This window comes from Duganella kummerowiae, assembly GCF_053572355.1.
In genome coordinates, this window is the sequence record NZ_JBKFEH010000012.1 from 1 (window position 1) to 18,126 (window position 18,126).

The 18,126-nt window shown below is 66.9% G+C and carries 16 protein-coding genes; 9 read left to right on the forward strand and 7 right to left on the reverse strand.

All coding sequences use genetic code 11. The features are described 5' to 3' along the window. The 3 genes from ACLB1G_RS17755 to ACLB1G_RS17765 all read right to left on the reverse strand — a co-directional run. Nucleotides 1-1,092 (reverse strand): enolase C-terminal domain-like protein (locus ACLB1G_RS17755; RefSeq protein WP_491628568.1); only part of this gene is annotated, 1,092 nt, incomplete at its 3' end. A gap of 25 nt (nucleotides 1,093-1,117) precedes the next feature. Next, nucleotides 1,118-2,401 (reverse strand): MFS transporter, encoded by a 1,284-nt coding sequence (locus tag ACLB1G_RS17760; RefSeq protein ID WP_491628594.1) that lies wholly within the window; start codon nucleotides 2,399-2,401, stop codon nucleotides 1,118-1,120. Nucleotides 2,402-2,836: 435 nt separating this feature from the next. Further along, nucleotides 2,837-3,586: an SDR family oxidoreductase gene (locus tag ACLB1G_RS17765; protein WP_491628569.1), complete on the reverse strand. Its 750-nt coding sequence runs from the start codon at nucleotides 3,584-3,586 to the stop codon at nucleotides 2,837-2,839. Between the two features lie 125 nt (nucleotides 3,587-3,711). On the opposite strand from ACLB1G_RS17765, the gene ACLB1G_RS17770 reads away from it, so the two are divergent. Continuing rightward, nucleotides 3,712-4,623 carry a LysR family transcriptional regulator gene (locus ACLB1G_RS17770; RefSeq protein WP_491628570.1) on the forward strand — a complete coding sequence of 304 codons (912 nt, stop codon included), beginning with the start codon at nucleotides 3,712-3,714 and terminating at the stop codon, nucleotides 4,621-4,623. Here ACLB1G_RS17770 and ACLB1G_RS17775 read toward each other — a convergent pair whose 3' ends face one another. Both ACLB1G_RS17775 and acnB read right to left on the reverse strand, forming a co-directional pair. Next, complete coding sequence (locus tag ACLB1G_RS17775) at nucleotides 4,624-4,965, reverse strand: YkgJ family cysteine cluster protein (RefSeq protein WP_491628571.1); 342 nt, start codon at nucleotides 4,963-4,965, stop codon at nucleotides 4,624-4,626. Nucleotides 4,966-5,042: 77 nt separating this feature from the next. After that, nucleotides 5,043-7,628 (reverse strand): bifunctional aconitate hydratase 2/2-methylisocitrate dehydratase, encoded by a 2,586-nt coding sequence (gene acnB / locus ACLB1G_RS17780; protein WP_491628572.1) that lies wholly within the window; start codon nucleotides 7,626-7,628, stop codon nucleotides 5,043-5,045. A gap of 183 nt (nucleotides 7,629-7,811) precedes the next feature. On the opposite strand from acnB, the gene ACLB1G_RS17785 reads away from it, so the two are divergent. Further along, nucleotides 7,812-9,143 (forward strand): oligogalacturonate lyase family protein, encoded by a 1,332-nt coding sequence (locus ACLB1G_RS17785; RefSeq protein ID WP_491628573.1) that lies wholly within the window; start codon nucleotides 7,812-7,814, stop codon nucleotides 9,141-9,143. Between the two features lie 23 nt (nucleotides 9,144-9,166). Here the strand turns inward: ACLB1G_RS17785 and ACLB1G_RS17790 are convergent, their stop codons facing one another. Next, nucleotides 9,167-10,570, reverse strand: coding sequence for an aminotransferase-like domain-containing protein (locus ACLB1G_RS17790; protein WP_491628574.1), 1,404 nt, complete (start codon nucleotides 10,568-10,570; stop codon nucleotides 9,167-9,169). Between the two features lie 383 nt (nucleotides 10,571-10,953). Here ACLB1G_RS17790 and ACLB1G_RS17795 point away from each other — a divergent pair, with 383 nt between their 5' ends. From ACLB1G_RS17795 to ACLB1G_RS17825, 7 genes are read left to right on the forward strand one after another with little or no spacing between them, the layout of a single operon-like run. Beyond that, complete coding sequence (locus tag ACLB1G_RS17795) at nucleotides 10,954-11,436, forward strand: MSMEG_0572/Sll0783 family nitrogen starvation response protein (protein ID WP_491628575.1); 483 nt, start codon at nucleotides 10,954-10,956, stop codon at nucleotides 11,434-11,436. Nucleotides 11,437-11,452: 16 nt separating this feature from the next. Continuing rightward, nucleotides 11,453-12,502, forward strand: coding sequence for a Nit6803 family nitrilase (locus ACLB1G_RS17800; protein ID WP_491628576.1), 1,050 nt, complete (start codon nucleotides 11,453-11,455; stop codon nucleotides 12,500-12,502). Next, entirely contained in the window at nucleotides 12,499-13,611 is a 1,113-nt protein-coding gene (locus ACLB1G_RS17805) for an MSMEG_0568 family radical SAM protein (RefSeq protein ID WP_491628577.1), read from the forward strand. Before ACLB1G_RS17800 ends, ACLB1G_RS17805 begins: the two co-directional genes overlap by 4 nt. Next, entirely contained in the window at nucleotides 13,608-14,141 is a 534-nt protein-coding gene (locus ACLB1G_RS17810) for an MSMEG_0567/Sll0786 family nitrogen starvation N-acetyltransferase (protein ID WP_491628578.1), read from the forward strand. Before ACLB1G_RS17805 ends, ACLB1G_RS17810 begins: the two co-directional genes overlap by 4 nt. Continuing rightward, nucleotides 14,138-15,163 (forward strand): sll0787 family AIR synthase-like protein, encoded by a 1,026-nt coding sequence (locus ACLB1G_RS17815; RefSeq protein WP_491628579.1) that lies wholly within the window; start codon nucleotides 14,138-14,140, stop codon nucleotides 15,161-15,163. Before ACLB1G_RS17810 ends, ACLB1G_RS17815 begins: the two co-directional genes overlap by 4 nt. Continuing rightward, nucleotides 15,156-15,443 (forward strand): MSMEG_0570 family nitrogen starvation response protein, encoded by a 288-nt coding sequence (locus ACLB1G_RS17820; RefSeq protein WP_491628580.1) that lies wholly within the window; start codon nucleotides 15,156-15,158, stop codon nucleotides 15,441-15,443. Before ACLB1G_RS17815 ends, ACLB1G_RS17820 begins: the two co-directional genes overlap by 8 nt. 24 nt (nucleotides 15,444-15,467) lie before the next feature. Beyond that, on the forward strand, nucleotides 15,468-16,739 hold the full coding sequence (locus ACLB1G_RS17825) for an MSMEG_0569 family flavin-dependent oxidoreductase (RefSeq protein WP_491628581.1): 1,272 nt from the start codon (nucleotides 15,468-15,470) through the stop codon (nucleotides 16,737-16,739). Here the strand turns inward: ACLB1G_RS17825 and ACLB1G_RS17830 are convergent. Continuing rightward, nucleotides 16,708-18,021, reverse strand: coding sequence for a lipoprotein-releasing ABC transporter permease subunit (locus ACLB1G_RS17830; RefSeq protein ID WP_491628582.1), 1,314 nt, complete (start codon nucleotides 18,019-18,021; stop codon nucleotides 16,708-16,710). The two genes, ACLB1G_RS17825 and ACLB1G_RS17830, sit on opposite strands and share 32 nt — an antisense overlap. Between the last annotated feature and the right edge of the window lie 105 nt (nucleotides 18,022-18,126).

Genomic DNA, 18,126 nt, shown 5'->3' on the forward strand with positions numbered 1-18,126 from the left:
CTCGCCCTCTCCCTCCCCCCCCCCCCCGACGTGGGTAAACATGGCCAGCGAAATGTCGAAGTGGTTGTTCGAGTGCGAACCCCAGGTCAGGCCGAACATCTGGCACAGCTGGGCCACGCGCACCGAACCCTGCATGGTCCAGAAATGCGGGTCGGCCAGCGGGATGTCCACCGACTGCAGCGAGATCGAGTGCGCCATCTGGCGCCAGTCGGTGGCGATCATGTTGGTGGCGGTCGGCAGGCCGGTGGCGCGGCGGAACTCGGCCAGCACTTCGCGGCCGGAGAATCCGTTCTCCGCGCCGCACGGATCTTCGGCGTAGGCCAGGATGCCGTGCTTGTCGCGGCACACCCGGACCGCCTCGTCCAGCGACCAGGCGCCGTTCGGGTCCAAGGTGATGCGGGCCTGGGGGAAGCGCTCGTGCATGGCAACGATGGCTTCCATTTCGGCGTCCGCCGACAGCACGCCGCCTTTCAGCTTGAAGTCGTTGAAACCGTAGCGGTCGCGGGCCGCCTCGCACAGGCGCACCACCGCTTCCGGCGTCAGGGCTTCCTCGTTGCGCAGGCGGTACCAGGCATGTTCCGCATCCGGTTCGGCGCGGTATTCCAGGTTGGTCTTGTTGCGGTCGCCCACGTAGAACAAGTAGCCCAGCATCTCGACTGCCTGGCGCTGCACGCCTTCGCCCAGCAGGGCGGCCACCGGCACGTTCATGAATTGTCCCAGCAGGTCGAGCAGGGCCGATTCGACGGCGGTGATGGCGTGGATGGTGGTGCGCAGGTCGAAGGTCTGCAGGCCGCGTCCGCCGGCGTCGCGGTCGGCAAAGGCGGTACGCATCTGGTTCAGGATGCCGTTGTAGTCGCCCAGCGTCCTGCCGATGATGAATTGGCGGGCGTCCTCGATGGTCTGGCGGATTTTTTCCCCGCCCGGCACTTCGCCCAGGCCGGTATTGCCGGCGCTGTCGGTCAGGATCACGATATTGCGGGTGAACCATGGGCCGTGGGCGCCGCTCAGGTTCAGCAGCATGCTGTCCTGGCCGGCGACGGGCACGACGCGCAGGCCGGTGACGATGGGAGCGTTGCTAACGGTGGTGTTCATGATGGCCTCGGAAGTTGGGGTTGGGTTATGCCTTGAGCGACTTGACCAGCTTGACGCGCTGGATGTCGCCGACGACGAACAGGTAGCAGATGATGGCCAGCGCCGCGTTGGCGCCGACGTAGACCAGGGCGCCGGCGAAGGAGCCGGTGGCGTCCACGATGTAGCCGATCACGATGGGGGTGGTGATGCCGGCGGTATTGCCGAAGGTGTTGAACAGGGCGCCGCTCAGGCCGCCGGCTTCCTTGGGCGAGGTGTCCGACACCACGGCCCAGCCCAGCGCGCCTATGCCCTTGCCGAAGAAGGCCAGCGACATCACGGCCACCACCAGGGCGTCGGTCTGGATGTAGTTACAGGCGATCATGCTCATCGACATCAGCATGCCGAGCACGATGGGCAGCTTGCGCGACACCGACAGTGAACGGCCCGATTTGGCCAGGCGGTCCGACATCCAGCCGCCCACGATCCCGCCCAGGAAGCCGGCAATGGCGGGCAGGGAGGCGATGAAGCCGGCCTTCAGGATGGTCATGTGGCGCTCCTGCACCAGGTACACCGGGAACCAGGTCAGGAAGAAATAGGTCAGGGTGGTGATGCAGTACTGGCCGATGTATACGCCCAGCAGCATGCGGTTGGCCAGCAGTTCCTTGATGCCGGCGAAGGTGTCGACCTGCTTGGGCTGCGCGGCGTGGGCGCCGCCCTCCAGGTCCACCAGCGCGCCGCCCTGCTGGATGTATTGCAGTTCGCTGGCGCTGATGGTGGGATGGTCCTTGGGGCCATGGATGGTTTTGAGCCAGATGAAAGCCATCAGCACGCCCAGGCCGCCCATCACGTAGAACACGCTGTGCCAGCCGAAGCTGTGCACCAGCCAGCCCATGATGGGGGCGAACAGCACGGTGGCGAAATACTGGGCCGAGTTGAACACGGCGGCGGCCAGCCCGCGCTCCTGCGAGGGGAACCAGGCCGACGCGATGCGGCTGTTGCCGGGGAAGGAGGGCGCTTCCGCCGCGCCCACCAGCAGACGCAGCGTGAACAGCGCTGCCACGGCGGCGCCCCCGGTGAAGAAGCCCGCCGCGCCGGTGAACATGGTGAAGATGGACCACAGCAGGATGCTGAAGAAGTAGGTGATCCTGGAACCGAAGCGGTCCAGCAGCCAGCCACCCGGCAGCTGGGCCAGCACGTAGGACCAGGCGAAGGCCGAGAAAATGAAGCCCATCTGCACGCCGGACAGGGCCAGTTCCTTCTTGATCTCCGGGCCGGCGATGGAAATCGTGGCGCGGTCGGCGTAGTTGATGGTGGTGATGGCAAACAGCATGGCCAGGATCAGCCAGCGTTTGCCGGTACGGGGCTGGACGGCGCCGTCGGCCTGGTGTGCGGGTAGTTGTTCCACGGGGATCTCCTGTAATCGTCAGTATTAACGCCGGTCTTAGAAAGTGTGCCGGATGCGACGTTTTCCGTCGTTTGAATCTTCTTGTCGTTCTATGAATCGATCATAGCCATTGATTGATGCTGGATCAAACTAAAGAATGGATGTATCAATTCACAAATTGGATAGATTGAACGCGGAGGTATGCGGCGGCTGTATCAGGACGCGGCTGGTTGGAGGTGGTGGGCAAGGTAAAGCGCACTGACCTGGCGCATGGGGTGGCAGCGGTGTGTAACCTTTGGTGGCTGCTGCCTCGCTGTCAGGGCGGCAGGGCAGCGCGATCCTGGTGGCAGATCACGCTGCGCACGCCGTTCCCCGCGCGGCTCAGACCTGGGCCAGGCCGCCGTCCACGAACAGCTCGGCGCCGTTGACGAAGCTGGCGTCGTCCGAGGCCAGGAACAGCACGGCCTTGGCGATTTCCTCCGGCTCGGCCACCCGGCCCAGCGGCACTTGCGCGGCCAGCATGTCGAGCAAGCCTTGCTGGGCGGCCTTGTCGTCGCCCGCCAGTTCCACCAGGCCGGGCGTGCGCACCGGGCCGGGGCTGACCACGTTGATGCGGATGCCGCGCTCCTTCACGTCCAGGATCCAGCTGCGCGCCAGGTTGCGCACGGCGGCCTTGCTGGCGCTGTAGATGCTGAAGGCCGGGGTGCCGACGATGCCGGCGGTGGAGCTGGTGAGCACTACCGAGGCGCCGTGGTCCAGCAGCGGCAGGGCGCTTTGCACGGTGAACACCAAGCCCTTGACGTTACGGTCGAAGGCGTCGTTGTAGTGGTCTTCGGTGATGGCGCCCAGTGGCGCCATGGAGCCGCCACCGGCGTTCACGTACAGCACGTCCAGGCGGCCGGCCTGTTGCTTCACGGTCTCGAACAGGCGCTTCAGATCGGCCTGGCTGGACGAATCGGCGCGGACGCCGGTGGTGTTGGGGATGGCGGCGGCCGCCGCATCCAGTTCGGCTTGGCGGCGGCCGGTGATAAATACGCGGGCGCCCTCGGCGGCGAACAGTTGGGCTGTGGCCATGCCGATGCCGCTGGTGCCGCCGGTAACGACTGCGACCTTGCCTTGAAGTTTGTTCATGGTGCACTCCTTTGAATGGTTAGTTGATGGGATACAGTGTATTTTGTGCGAATTGGTGTGTAAATCCATCAAAATTGGAATTACTATCCATGTATTTGTACAATCTACCGGCAAAGGAGTACCCCATGGATCAACTGTTAGCGCTAAGGATGTTCGTACGGGTGGCCGAGGCGGGCAGCTTCGGCAAGGCCGCCGACCAGCTGTCGCTGCCGCGTTCCACCGCCAGCAAGCTGATACAGGACCTGGAAGAACACCTGGGCGCCAAGCTGGTACAGCGCACCACGCGCACCATCAGCATCACGCCGGAAGGGGCGCAGTACTACCAGCGGGCGCGCCGCCTGATCGGTGACCTGGAGGAGATGGATGCCTCGGCGCGCGGCACGCGGGCGCAGCCCAAGGGCAGGCTGCGGGTCGATGTCGGCTCCATCCTGGCCAACCAGATATTGCTGCCGGCGCTGCCGCAGTTCCAGGCCGCCTATCCCGACATCGAACTGCGCCTGGGCGTGAGCGACCGGCCCTCGGACCTGGTCAGTGAAGGCATCGATTGCGTGATACGCGGCGGCGCGCTGGCCGACACCACGCTGATCGCGCGCAAGCTGTGCGAAATGGATTTCGTCACCTGCTGCCACGCCTCGTATGTCGAGCGCCACGGCCGCCCCGCGCATCCGGCGGAACTGGAGCGGGGCCACCGCATCGTCGGCTATTTTTCCTCGCTGACAGGCAAGGTGGCGCCGCTGCGCTTCCTGCGCGGCGAGGAAGCGCTGGAGATCAACGCACACGCGGCGGTGGCCGTCAACGAAAGCACGGCGCACCTGACGGCGCTGCAGGGAGGACTGGGCATAGGCCAGACCTTCGCCTGGTTCGTGCGCGACAGCGTGGCGCGGGGCGGCATGGTCAGGCTGCTGGAAGACTGGCAGCAGCCGCGCCATCCGCTGTACATCATGTACCCGCCCAACCGCCACCTGAACGCCACCGTGCGGGTGTTCGTGGACTGGGCGGTACAGCTGTTCGCGGCCGTGGACGACCGCAATACGTAATCAATCGGCGATGTTGAGCGCGGCGCGGGCGCGCAGGCAGGTGTCGGAACCAGCCTCGCATTCGCGGCAGGTGGTCGAGCGCTGCGGATAAATGTCGCAGCTGACCGACTCGCCCACTTCGCCGCGCAGGCAGACGCAGCGCGCGGGTGTTTGCAGCGTGCCGTTCATGGCCACGTGCCAGGGCGAGACCGAAGTCACCAGTTCTTGCGGCACCGTGCCTTCGGGATGGAGGGTGGTCTCGCTCCAGTAGAAGCTGACCCGGAACACGGAGCAGCACGCTCCGCAGGTCTGGCAGTCGTAAGCCATACGGCGATCGATCTTCGATGCGGTAAAAAGTCGCATTCTAGCAGCCATGAAAAAACCCGGTAAGCCGTTGCCAGCCTACCGGGTTTGCACGGACCGCGCTTATACTTTCGCGCTTACACCTGCACGGTATCGGCCACGCTGCGGAATTCCTCGATCTGGTCGAAGTTCATGTAGCGGTAGATGTCGCCGGCGTTCTTGTCGATCACGCCGATGTGCGACATGTACTCTTCCTTGGTCGGGATGCGGCCCAGCGCCGAGCACACCGCGGCCAGTTCGGCCGAACCCAGGTAGACGTTGGTGTCGATGCCCAGGCGGTTGGGGAAGTTGCGGGTCGAGGTCGACATCACGGTGGAGCCCTTGCGGATCTGCGCCTGGTTGCCCATGCACAGCGAGCAGCCCGGCATTTCCATGCGGGCGCCGGTGCGGCCCAGGGTGCCGTAGTGGCCTTCCGAGGTCAGCACCTGCTGGTCCATCTTGGTCGGCGGGGCGATCCACAGGCGCACCGGGATGTCGGCCTTGCCTTCCAGGACCTTGGAGGCGGCGCGGAAGTGACCGATGTTGGTCATGCAGGAACCCACGAACACGTCGTCGATCTTGGCGCCGGCCACGTCGGCCAGGGTCTTCACGTCGTCGGGATCGTTGGGGCAGGCCACGATGGGTTCGTGGATGTCGGCCAGGTCGATCTCGATCACGGCGGCGTATTCGGCGTCGGCGTCCGGCGCCAGCAGCTGCGGATTGGCCAGCCAGGCTTCCATGGCCTTGATGCGGCGCTCCAGGGTGCGCTTGTCCAGGTAGCCGTTGGCGATCATCCACTTCATCAGGGTGATGTTCGAGTTCATGTACTCGATGATCGGGGCTTTATCCAGGTGCACGGTGCAGCCGGCGGCCGAGCGTTCGGCCGAGGCGTCGGTCAGCTCGAACGCCTGTTCCACTTTCAGGTCCGGCAGGCCTTCGATTTCCAGGATGCGGCCGGAGAAGATGTTTTTCTTGCCCTTCTTGTCCACGGTCAGCAGGCCTTGCTGGATGGCGTACAGCGGAATCGCGTTGACCAGGTCGCGCAGGGTCACGCCCGGCTGCATCTTGCCCTTGAAGCGCACCAGCACCGATTCAGGCATATCCAGCGGCATCACGCCGGTGGCGGCGGCAAAGGCCACCAGGCCGGAACCGGCCGGGAACGAGATACCGATGGGGAAGCGGGTGTGCGAGTCGCCGCCGGTGCCCACGGTGTCGGGCAGCAGCAAACGGTTCAGCCAGGAGTGGATCACGCCGTCGCCCGGACGCAGGGCTACGCCGCCGCGGTTCTCGATGAAGGCCGGCAGTTCGCGGTGGGTCTTGACGTCCACCACTTTCGGGTAGGCTGCGGTGTGGCAGAAGGACTGCATCACCATGTCGGCCGAGAAGCCCAGGCAGGCCAGGTCTTTCAGCTCATCGCGGGTCATGGGGCCGGTGGTGTCCTGCGAGCCCACGGTGGTCATCTTCGGTTCGCAGTAGGTGCCGGGGCGGATGCCCTGGCCTTCCGGCAGGCCGCAGGCGCGGCCGACCATCTTCTGCGCCAGGGTAAAGCCACGGCCGGTGTCGACCGGGTTCTGCGGCAGGCGGAACAGGGTGGACGGGGCCAGGCCCAGGGCTTCGCGCGCCTTGGCGGTCAGGCCGCGACCGATGATCAGGGGGATGCGGCCGCCGGCGCGCACCTCGTCGAACAGCACCTCGGACTTGACCTTGAACTCGGCGATCACCACGCCGTTTTTCAGGGCCTTGCCTTCATACGGACGCAGTTCGATCACGTCGCCCATTTCCATTTGCGTGACATCGAGCTCGATCGGCAGGGCGCCCGCGTCTTCCATGGTGTTGTAGAAGATGGGAGCGATCTTGGTGCCCAGGCACACGCCGCCGAAGCGCTTGTTGGGGATGAAGGGGATGTCTTCGCCGGTGAACCACAGCACCGAGTTGGTGGCGGACTTGCGCGAGGAACCGGTGCCGACCACGTCGCCCACGTAGGCCACCAGGTTGCCCTTGGCTTTCAGTTCGGCGATCTGCTTGAGCGGGCCGACCTTGCCCGGTTCTTCCGGGTTGATGCCAGGGCGCGGATTCTTCAGCATGGCCAGCGCGTGCAGCGGGATGTCGGGACGGGTGGTGGCGTCCGGCGCGGGCGACAGGTCGTCCGTGTTGGTTTCGCCGGAGACCTTGAACACGGTCAGGGTCAGGCTGTGCGGCACTTCGGGACGCGAGGTGAACCACTCGGCGTCGGCCCACGATTGCAGCACTTCCTTGGCGCGGGCGCTGCCCTGGTCGGCCAGCTCCTTGACGTCATGGAAGTAGTCGAACATCAGCAGGGTTTTCTTCAGGCCCTCGGCGGCCACGGCGCCGACCACGGCGTCGTCCAGCAGCTCGATCAGGGGACGGATGTTGAAGCCGCCCAGCATGGTGCCCAGCAGGCGGGTCGCCAGTTCGCGCGAGATCAGCGGCGAGCTGTCGGTGCCCTTGGCCACGGCGGTCAGGAAGGCGCTCTTGACCTTGGCGGCGTCGTCCACGCCGGCCGGCACGCGGTTGGTGATCAGGTCGACCAGGAAGTCTTCCTCGCCAGCCGGCGGATTCTTCAGCAGCTCGACCAGGTCGGTGGTCTGCGCGGCGCTCAGCGGCAGGGGAGGGATACCGAGGGATGCACGTTCGGCAACATGGTGGCGGTAGTCAGCTAACATGGAAAACTCTCTGTGTGGGTTGTACTGGCCGCTATTGTACCTCAACAACTCTTATATAAGACATATGACCAAAGATTTCGCCGGGGTTTTGTATCTGATTGTTGCAATCACGTAACTGAGTACTTGCGCCCCGGCGCCGGACGCATAATGCAAGCTCCTCACCACACTTGCGCCGGAGCATCCATGCTGAGCCGTTTTTCCCTTTGTTTTGCCGCACTTGCCGCCGCCGGCCTGGCCGGACCGGCGCTGGCCGCCGACCTGCCGCCCGCCACCTGGGTGGACAAGGATACCGGCCACCGCGTCTGGCGCCTGACGCCGGAGCCGAGCTCATCTTCGTTGTACTTTAACTTTAGCGCCATCACGCCGGATGGCAAGTGGATGGTGTACAACGCCAACGACGGCATCCATGGCCTGGACCTGGCCACCCGCCAGACCAGGCTGCTGGTGCCCAACCATGGCGATCCGAGGACGGCGCGCACCATCGCGGTGGGCCGCAAGAGCAATGTCGTGTTTTTCCTCAGCGACGACGCGGCCACCAAGGTCACTTCCATCCAGCGCGCCGACTTCGACACCGGCGAGATCGTCAAGCTGGTCGATGTGCCGGCCGGCTATCGTATCGACAGCATCAACGCCGACGACACCCTGGCCGCCGGCACCTATGAAACGGCGCCGCCGGCCAAGCCCATCCTGAAAATACAGGGCCCGCTGGAAGCCAATCCGCGCGCCAAGGCCGAGATGATGGAGCAGCGCCTGGCGGCGCGCATTCCGCTGGTGCTGTTCACCATCAACCTGGCGACCGGCAAGGAGACGCAGCTGCTCAAATCCACCGACTGGATCAACCACCTGCTGTTCTCGCCCACCGATCCCACCCTGCTGATGTACTGCCACGAAGGCCCGTGGCACAAGGTGGACCGGGTCTGGACCATACGCACCGACGGCAGCGCCATCACCAATATCCACCAGCGCACCATGGCGATGGAAATCGCCGGCCACGAATTCTGGGGCCAGGATGGCAAGACGGTGTGGTACGACTGGCAGTATCCGAAAGGCGCGACCTTCTACGTGGCGGGCCGCAACCTGGAGACCGGCGTGCGCACCGCCTACCAGCTGGAGCGCAACGACTGGTCGATCCACTACAACGTGTCCAGCGACGGCAAGCTGTTCGCGGGCGACGGCGGCGATCCGGGCCAGGTGGCGCATGCGCCGGACGGCCGCTGGATCGTGCTGCTCAAGCCGCAACCGCTGCTGGACAAGGAGGCGCTCAACGACAAGAGCTACTGGCAGCCGGGCGTGCTCAAGTCCGAGCGCCTGGTGAACATGGCGCGCCACGACTACAAGCTGGAACCGAATGTGCGCTTCACCCCGGACCGCAAGCTGGTGGTGTTCCGCACCAATATGTTCGGTCCCGGCTATGTGCTGGGCGTGGAAGTGGACAAGGCGCCGGCCGGCGCCGCCGACGTGATGTCCACGCCCGAGCTGGCGGCCAGGTTCAAGCCGGAGCCGCCGGGCCGTTGACATCCTGACCCCGAACGCTGCGCTTAAAGTACCGCTGGCACCGCCGGCGGCGCCGACTGCATGGTGCTGGCGACCAGCTGCAGCGCGTGCTGTATCTCCTCCCGGCTGGCCAGGCCGCCCAGGCAGACCCGCACTGCCTGCGGCGGTGTTCCGCTGATGGTGAAGGCGTCGCTGGGCACCACTGCGATGCCGGCCGCCCGCAGGTGCGCGGTGAAGGCCAGCCGGTCCCACTGCGCCGGCAGCTTGATCCACAAATGGAAGGATTCCGGCTGCGCATCGTAGCTGCCCTCCGGCAGCAGGCGCGCGGCCAGGCGCTGGCGCGCCATGGATTCCTTGCGGATGGACGCCAGCGCCAGGTCGGCCGTGCCGTCGCGTATCCAGCGCGTCGCCAGCGCGGCGGTAAAGGGGGAGGCCATCACCGCCGTGGCCCGCAACGAGGCCGCCACCCGCGCCGTGTCGGCCGCATCGGGCGCGCACACGTAGGCCAGCCGCAGTCCGGCCCCCACCGACTTGGCCAGGCCCGCCACGTGGAAGGCAATGTCGGGCCCGATGGCGGCGATGGCCGGCGCACCTGCGCGTGGCAGTAAGCCGTAGGCGTCATCCTCGATGATGGGCACGCGGTAGTTGCGCGCCACCTGCACCAGCGCTTCCCGGCGCTGGGCGGACATGCTCAGCGTGGTGGGATTGAGCAGCGTGGGATTGCAGTACAGTGCCTGCGGCCGGTGCTGCACGCAGGCGGCCGCGAACGCCAGCGCATCGATGCCTTCGCCATCCATCGGCAGACCGACCAGTTTCAGGTTGAGCAGCCCGGCCACGGCGCGCAGCCCGGGGTAGGTCAGGGCCTCGCAGCAGATCACCGATCCCGGCGGCGCAATGGTGCTGAGGATGGCCAGCAGCGCCGCCTGCGCGCCCGGCACCACCAGCAGCCGTTCCGGTTCCACCACCAGCCCGCGCCGCCGCAGCCATAGCGCGCCGGCCTCGCGGTCGCGCGCCGAACCGCCGAAGTTCTGGTAGCGCAGCAGCTCCACCATGGCGCCATCCGTGTCCGCCAGTGCCGATAGCCCGGCCCGCATCAGCTTCAGCAGATCGGGCGGATACGCTTCCGGCGGCATGTTCATCGACAGGTCCACATTCGGCCGGCTGGCCACCGCATGCGGCACCGCCAGCGCGCGCCGCCCGCAGACAAAGGTGCCGCGGCCCACGGTGGAATCGACCAGGCCACGCTTGTGGGCCTCGCCGTAGGCGCGCGCCACGGTGGTGAAGTCCAGTCCCAGCGCCTGCGCCAGCTGGCGCTGCGGCGGCAGGCGCTGTTCGGCCACCAGCCGCCCGGTCGCGATGTCGGCGGCAATGGCGTCGGCGATCAGCTTGTAGACCGGGCCTTCGTTTTTCTTCAGCTTGGGGAGCCAGCTTGCGGCGCTTTTGGGCATGCTCTTTCTCCAGTCAATCCAGTACGGTGCCGAAAATTGTATGCATGATGCATGCCCGCTTTTCGGTCCCGAAACGGGCCATTCCTGCACCACGGCCGGGCAGCGTGCGCCATCGCGGCGCACCCCGCTAGTGCCTTGTTTCATATGGGAAAAATGGATTGTATGGAGAATTTGTAGGGATGCCGCTCCGGGCGCGGAAAAACGGCGTGCGCGCCGCCAGAGCGTAGCCCCGCGCGCCGGGGCCGATTGCATGGATTTCGGTCCCGTCAAATGGCTGCCGGGCTGGCATGGCGTGGCACGCCGGATGCAATCAATCCCGGCATCGCGGCGCAGTCAATCGGCGGCGCCCGATTCCATCCACCCCTAGCGAAAGAGAGACGACCATGCCAGCCATAGCCCACAAACCGCACACCAAAGGCGATTACTTTGTCGACTACGAGGAGAAGGTATTCGAGGACGTGAAAGCCCGTCCGGGCGAGAAAGCGCTGATCACCTTCCACACCGTGGCCTTCGAAGGCTCGATCGGCTTCGTCAATCTGCTGCAGGCCACGCGCCTGCAGCGCAAGGGCTACGAGACCACCGTGCTGCTGTACGGCCCCGGCGTCACCCTGGGCCTGCAGCGCGGCTTCCCCACGCTGGGCGACGAGGCCTTCCCCGGCCACCTGAACATGAACAACCAGCTGGTCAAGTTCATGGCCGAGGGCGGCAAGGTGTACGCCTGCCGCTTTGCCCTGCAAGCCCTTTACGGCCATGGCGAGCCGTCGCTGATAGAAGGCATACGCGCCATCGCGCCGCAGGACGTGCTGGACCTGAAGCTGCTGCACCTGCGCGACAACGCCGTCGTGATCGACACCTGGACCCTGTAAGCCGGGAGAGGCGGACATGACTACGACCAAGAAGCGTGTACGCGCGGCGGCGGTGCAGATCGCGCCGGACCTGGACAGCGCCGGCGGCACCCTTGCGCGCGTGCTGGAGGCCATCGCCGGCGCTGCCGCCCAGGGGGCCGAACTGGTGGTCTTTCCCGAGACCTTCGTGCCTTACTATCCCTATTTTTCGTTCGTGCGTCCGCCCTTTGCCGCAGGCGCCGAGCACCTGCTGCTGTACGAGCGCGCCGTGTCCGTGCCGGGACCGGTCACGGACGCCGTGGCCGCCGCCGCGCGCAGCCATGGCGTGGTGGTGGTGCTGGGTGTGAACGAGCGCGATCACGGCAGCTTGTACAACACCCAGCTGGTGTTCGACGCCGACGGCGCGCTGGTGCTCAAGCGCCGCAAGATCACGCCGACCTATCACGAACGCATGATCTGGGGCCAGGGCGACGCCAGCGGCCTGACTGTGGCCGAGACGGCAGTGGGCCGCGTCGGCGCGCTGGCCTGCTGGGAACACTACAACCCGCTGGCGCGCTACGCGCTGATGGCGCAGCACGAGCAGATCCACTGCGCCCAGTTCCCCGGCTCCATGGTGGGGCAGATATTCGCCGACCAGATGGAGGTGACCATACGCCACCATGCGCTGGAATCGGGCTGCTTCGTCATCAACGCCACCGGCTGGCTCAGCGACAGCCAGATCCAGTCCATCACGCCCGATCCAGCGGTGCAGAAGGCGCTGCGCGGCGGCTGCTGCACCGCCATCGTCTCGCCCGAGGGCGTCCTGCTGGCCGAGCCGCTGCGCAGCGGCGAGGGCATGGTGATCGCGGACCTGGACATGGCCCTCATCACCAAGCGCAAACGGATGATGGATGCGGTCGGCCATTACGCGCGGCCGGAGTTGCTTAGCCTGGTCATGGACGGACGGGCCAAGCTGCCGCTGCAGGCTGCCATCGATGTCCCGGCCAAGCGGACTGATGTACCAATGGCAGATCTGACACCGGGGTTGATGGCAGATCTGACACCGGGGTTGACGACGGGGTTGCTGGCAGAGCAGGAGGCGGCATGAACGCCACCCTGACGCCTGAGCGCGAACTGATCACCGAGCTGCAGTCGCTGGGCATGCGCTTGTCCGATCCGGGCGAGGGGGCGCCCAGCCGGCGCGGCGGGGCCGGACCGTCCGACCACAAGGCCGTCACTGTCGATGGCTTGACGGTGATGATCCCGGTGCATACCGGCAGCGCCTTCAACTCGCCCTACCTGGCCGCGCCGGCGGGGCCGGACGGGCGCAGCGCCATCCTGCGTGACGGCCGTACCGTGGGCATGATTTCATTTCCGCGCCAGCCGCGCTTCTACCGCATGCAGACACTGGACGGGATCCCGTATTCGAAGATCGCCACCCTGCACGGCAAGGATGTGCTGGCCACCACCGTGCTGCAGAGCTGCATACGCTACGAGAGCCGGCGCAAGTCCTGCCAGTTCTGCGCCATCGGCCAGTCGCTGGCGGCCGGCCGCACCATCCTGCGCAAGACCCCGGAGCAGCTGGCCGAGGTGGCGCGCGCCGCCGTGCTGCTCGATGGCGTCAAGCACATGGTGATGACCACCGGGACGCCCAACGCCAGCGACCGCGGCGCCGCCATCCTGTGCGAGAGCGCCTTTGCCGTCAAGTCGGCGGTGGCGCTGCCCATCCAGGGCCAGTGCGAGCCGCCCGACGACGACGCCTGGTTCGCCCGCATGCGCGACGCCGGCATCGACTCGCTGGGCATGCACCTGGAGGCGGTGTCGCCGGAGGTCCGCGCCCGCATCATGCCGGGCAAGGCCAGCGTGCCGCTGGAGCGCTATTTCGACGCCTTCGCGCGCGCCGTGGAGGTGTTCGGCCACGGCCAGGTCAGCACCTACATCCTGGCCGGGCTGGGCGATGCGCCGGACGCCATCCTGCGCTGCTGCGAGCAGCTGGTGGCGCTCGGCGTGTATCCCTTCGTGGTGCCCTTCGTGCCCATCGCCGGCACGCCGCTGGAGGACCATCCCGCTCCCTCGCCGCAGTTCATGCGCGAGCTGCTGGAGCCGCTGGGCGCCATGCTGGGCCGGGGCGGGTTGCATTCCTCGGACATCAAGGCCGGCTGCGGGCGCTGCGGCGCCTGTTCTTCGCTATCCACGTTTGAAAGGAAAACGGCATGAGCGCGGTAATGACCATTCCCGATCTCACGGTGCGCATCAAGCTGGCCATCAGCCAGTCCGAGCGCGCCGCCACCCGCCAGCTGCGGCGCGCCGTGTTCTGCCAGGAGCAGGGCCTGTTCGATGGCGACGACAGCGACGATATCGATGCGCTGGCCCTGCCCATCGCCGCCGTCGCCAGCCTCCCGGGCCAGGCCGACGAAGTGGTAGGCACGGTGCGCATCCACAAGGCCGAGGGCCGCAGCTGGTGGGGCTCGCGGCTGGCGGTGGCGCGCCCGGTGCGGCGCCAGGCCCACGTCGGCAGCGGCCTGATACGGCTGGCGGTCGGCACCGCGCATGCGCTGGGCTGCGAGATTTTCCTGGCCCACGTGCAGCAGCAGAACGTGGCCATGTTCGAGCAGCTGCACTGGCGCAGCCTGGGGGCGCTGGAACTGCATGGCCGCGTGCACCACCTGATGCGCGCCGACCTGGCCTACTATCCGCCCATCCTCGATGGCGAGGTGGGCTTCCTCAGCACGGAGCCGCAGCCATGAACGCGCCTGCGTCGGAGCTGGCGCGGCTGGCCCAGGCCGTGCGCTCATCGGCCGGTATCGCCCACAAGCGCGACATCAGCCAGATGGTGCACGCGCTGGCGCGGCCGGACGGTGCGGCCGCGCGCGGCTGCGCCTGGAGCGCGCCGGTCGGCGACGACTGCGCCGCCATTCCCTGCGAGGACGGCAGCTACCTGCTGCTGGCCATCGAAGGCTTCGTCAACGAATTCGTGGCGCGCGAGCCCTGGTTCGCCGGCTATTGCGGCGTGATGGTCAATGTCAGCGACATCTACGCCATGGGCGGGCGCCCGCTGGCCGTGGTGGACGCCCTGTGGGCGCGCGGCGGCGACGCGGCCCTGCCGCTGGCGCAGGGCCTGGCGGCGGCGGCCGAGGTGTACCAGGTTCCCATCGTGGGAGGCCACAGCAACCGCCGCAGCGACCGCGAACAGCTGGCGGTGGCCATCACCGGCAAGGCCAGCAAGCTGCTGACCAGCTTTGACGCCAGTCCTGGCCAGGACTTGATTGCCGTGTTCGACCTGCGCGGCCGCTACCAGGAACCCTACGACTACTGGAACGCCAGCCTGGGCAGCCCGCCCGCGCGCTTGCGCGCCGACCTGGAACTGCTGCCATCCATCGCCGAGGATGGCCTGTGCCGCGCCGCCAAGGACGTCAGCATGGCCGGCGTGCTCGGCACCGCGCTGATGCTGCTGGAATGCTCCGGCATCGGCGCCGACATCGACCTGGCCGCCATCCCGCGCCCGGCCGGCGTGGCGCTGGAGCGCTGGCTGTCGACTTTCCCCAGCTACGGCTTCCTGCTCAGCGTGGATGGCCTTCACAGCGGCGCAGTGCTGGAGCGTTTCGGCGCGCGCGGACTGGCCTGCGCCGTCATCGGCCGCACCAACGCCGGCCGCGAGGTGCAACTGCTGCTGGACGGCGAGCGCGGGCTGCTGTGGGACTTCGGCGTCCAGGACCTGATCGGCTGCGGCCCCGCCGCCACCCAACCCAAGGAGATGAACCATGCCTGAAGTGCGTTTCACCGTGCGCTGGCCCGACGACACGGTCAGCGAGTGCTATTCCCCCTCTACCATCGTGCACAGCTACCTGCAGGCCGGCCAGGCCTATACGCTGGACGATTTCATGGCGCGCAGCCGCGCGGCCCTGCGGCAGGCCAGCGAGCGGGTGCGCCTGAAATACGGCTACGCCTGCTCCTCCGCCATGGACCAGCTGGCGCGTCTGGAAGCCAGCGCCGCCCTGTACGCGGACCACGGCGAGGCCACCGTGCGGGTCGAATCGCTGCGGCCCTGAACCCTATCATTACGAGACACCATCATGCCTACACAAATCCACTACGAGGTGCTGATCATCGGCGGCGGCCAGGCCGGCCTGTCGCTCAGCTACCTGCTCAAGCAGCAGGGCGTTTCCCACCTGATCCTGGAAAAGCACCGCCTCGGCCATGCCTGGCGCAGCGAGCGCTGGGACAGCTTCTGCCTGGTCACGCCCAACTGGCAATGCACCTTGCCCGACTTTCCCTACCAGGGCGATGATCCGGACGGCTTCATGGTCAAGCAGCAGATCGTGGCCTACATCGACGCCTTCATCGCCTCCTTCAACCCGCCCGCGCTGGAAGGCGTGAGCGTCACCGCCGTGGCCGGTGACCAGGCCGATGGCGGCTACCGCGTCGCCACCAGCGCGGGCAGCTTCAGCGCGCGCCAGGTGGTGGTGGCCGTGGGCGGATACCACATTCCCATCCTGCCCGGCGATGCGGACCAGCTCCCGGCCACCATCACGCAGCTGCACTCGTCCGAGTACCAGAATCCCGGGCAGCTACCGCCGGGCGAGGTGCTGGTGGTGGGCACCGGCCAGTCGGGCTGCCAGATTGCCGAAGACCTGCACCTGGCCGGCCGCAAGGTGCACCTGTGCGTGGGCGACGCCCCGCGCGTGGCGCGCCGCTACCGGGGCAAGGACGTGGTCAAGTGGCTGGACGAGATGGCCTACTACGACCTGCCGGTGGACCGGCATCCGCTGGGCGTGGGGGTGCGCGAGAAAACCAATCATTACGTGACGGGACGCGACGGCGGGCGCGATATCGACCTGCGCAAGTTCGCGCTGGAAGGCATGCAGCTGTACGGCCGCTATGAGGGACTGCGCGGCGGCCGGGCCCATTTCGGCGCGGACCTGCAGGCCAACCTGGATGGCGCCGATGCGGTCTACCTGAAGATCAACGACAGCATAGACCGCCATATCGAGGCCCATGGCATCCAGGCGCCCATCGAACCGCGCTACCAGCCGCCGTGGCAGCCGCCGGCCGGTGCGCCCACCTCACTGGACGTGTCCCGCCTCGCCGCCGTGGTCTGGTGCATAGGCTTCCGCACCGATTTCAGCTGGATACAGGCCGACATCTTCGACCAGCGCGGCTATCCGCGCCACGAGCGCGGCGTGACCGGCATGCCGGGCCTGTACTTTCTCGGCCTGCCATGGATGCATACCTGGGGTTCGGGACGCTTCTCCGGCATCGCGCGCGACGCCGAATGGCTGCTCAGCCACATCCTGGCGCAGGCCGCGCCCGCGCCTACTCGTAGCGCAGCGCCTGTGCCGGGTTGACGCGCGCCGCCCACCAGCTGGGGTAGAGCGTGGCGGCAAAGGCCAGCAGCATGGCCACGCCGCCGATGCGCAGCACGTCCGGCCAGCGCAGGTCGGACGGCACGGTGCTGATGAAATAGATATCCTTGGACAGGAATTTGATCCCCAGCAGGTGCTCGATGGCGGGCACGATCACGTCGATGTTGAGCGACACCAGCACCCCCAGGCCGACGCCCGCCACGGTGCCGATGACGCCGGTCAGCGCGCCCTGGATCACGAAGATTTTCATCACCGAGCGCGGCGAGGCGCCCAGGGTGCGCAGGATGGCGATGTCGGCCTGCTTGTCGGTCACCGTCATCACCAGGGTGGACACCAGGTTGAAGGCCGCCACCGCGATGATCATGGCCAGGATGATGAACATCATGCGCTTCTGGCTTTGCACGGCCGCGAACCAGGTGCTGTTGACCTGGGCCCAGTTGCGGATGTAGAAGTCGCCCGGCATGCTGCGCTTGAGTTCCAGCGACACCTGCGGCGCCTGGTGCAGGTCGCGCAGGCGCAGGCGGATCCCGGACGGTCCCTGGGTGTGCAGCAGCTGCTCGGCATCGGCGATATGGACGAAGGCCAGGGTGGAGTCGAACTCGTTGTGGCCGGCCTCGAAAATGCCCACCACCCGGAACGGCCGGGTGCGGGGCAGGGCGCCGGACAGGGCTCCCGGCGCGGCGCCCGTTGCAGCTCCCGTTGCAGCTCCCGATGTTGCGCTCTCACCCTGGGCCATGGCCAGCATGACCTGCTCGCCCACCCTGGCCTGCAGCGCGCGCGCCAGCTCCACGCCCAGCACGATATTGAATTCGCCCGGCTTGAGCGCATCGAAGCTGCCGCTTTTCATCTGCCTGGTGATGTCCGACACGCCGGCTTCCATCTCCGGCAGGATGCCGCGTATCGCGGCCGGCTTGAGCACGTCGTCGCGCACCAGCATGCCCTGGGTCTCGGCGAAGGGCGCCGCGCCCACCACTTCCGGATTGCGGCGCGCCTCGGCTGCAGCCTGGCGCCAATCCGGCATCGCGCCGCGCATGTCGAACAGCTCCACATGCGCCACCACCGACAGCATGCGCGCAGTGACCTCCTTTTCAAAGCCATTCATCACCGACAGCACGATGATCAGGGCCGCCACGCCCAGGCCGATGCCGGCGATGGAAATGAGCGAGATGAAGGAAATGAAACTGTTGCGTCCGCCACGCTTGCCGCTGCGGGTGTAGCGCAGGCCGGTGATCCATTCAAAGGGCAGGTTGTCTAAAAAAGTCATGTCGGGGTGTGGGCCAGGCTGGAACTGCCGAGATCATAGCCTGCTTTTGGCGGCAGGGCCACGATCGCCACCGGTGCGGCCCGTTCCGGCTGGGGTTTTTGTTGC

Coding starts and splice junctions, on each gene's coding strand:
- ACLB1G_RS17800 (WP_491628576.1), top strand. CDS start 11,453: ATGACTACGACCAAGAAGCGTGTACGCGCGGCGGCGGTGCAGATCGCG.
- ACLB1G_RS17760 (WP_491628594.1), bottom strand. CDS start 2,401: ATGCTGTTTGCCATCACCACCATCAACTACGCCGACCGCGCCACGATT.
- ACLB1G_RS17815 (WP_491628579.1), top strand. CDS start 14,138: ATGAACGCGCCTGCGTCGGAGCTGGCGCGGCTGGCCCAGGCCGTGCGC.
- ACLB1G_RS17820 (WP_491628580.1), top strand. CDS start 15,156: ATGCCTGAAGTGCGTTTCACCGTGCGCTGGCCCGACGACACGGTCAGC.
- ACLB1G_RS17790 (WP_491628574.1), bottom strand. CDS start 10,570: ATGCCCAAAAGCGCCGCAAGCTGGCTCCCCAAGCTGAAGAAAAACGAA.
- acnB (WP_491628572.1), bottom strand. CDS start 7,628: ATGTTAGCTGACTACCGCCACCATGTTGCCGAACGTGCATCCCTCGGT.
- ACLB1G_RS17810 (WP_491628578.1), top strand. CDS start 13,608: ATGAGCGCGGTAATGACCATTCCCGATCTCACGGTGCGCATCAAGCTG.
- ACLB1G_RS17775 (WP_491628571.1), bottom strand. CDS start 4,965: ATGCGACTTTTTACCGCATCGAAGATCGATCGCCGTATGGCTTACGAC.
- ACLB1G_RS17785 (WP_491628573.1), top strand. CDS start 7,812: ATGCTGAGCCGTTTTTCCCTTTGTTTTGCCGCACTTGCCGCCGCCGGC.
- ACLB1G_RS17765 (WP_491628569.1), bottom strand. CDS start 3,586: ATGAACAAACTTCAAGGCAAGGTCGCAGTCGTTACCGGCGGCACCAGC.
- ACLB1G_RS17825 (WP_491628581.1), top strand. CDS start 15,468: ATGCCTACACAAATCCACTACGAGGTGCTGATCATCGGCGGCGGCCAG.
- ACLB1G_RS17795 (WP_491628575.1), top strand. CDS start 10,954: ATGCCAGCCATAGCCCACAAACCGCACACCAAAGGCGATTACTTTGTC.
- ACLB1G_RS17805 (WP_491628577.1), top strand. CDS start 12,499: ATGAACGCCACCCTGACGCCTGAGCGCGAACTGATCACCGAGCTGCAG.
- ACLB1G_RS17830 (WP_491628582.1), bottom strand. CDS start 18,021: ATGACTTTTTTAGACAACCTGCCCTTTGAATGGATCACCGGCCTGCGC.
- ACLB1G_RS17770 (WP_491628570.1), top strand. CDS start 3,712: ATGGATCAACTGTTAGCGCTAAGGATGTTCGTACGGGTGGCCGAGGCG.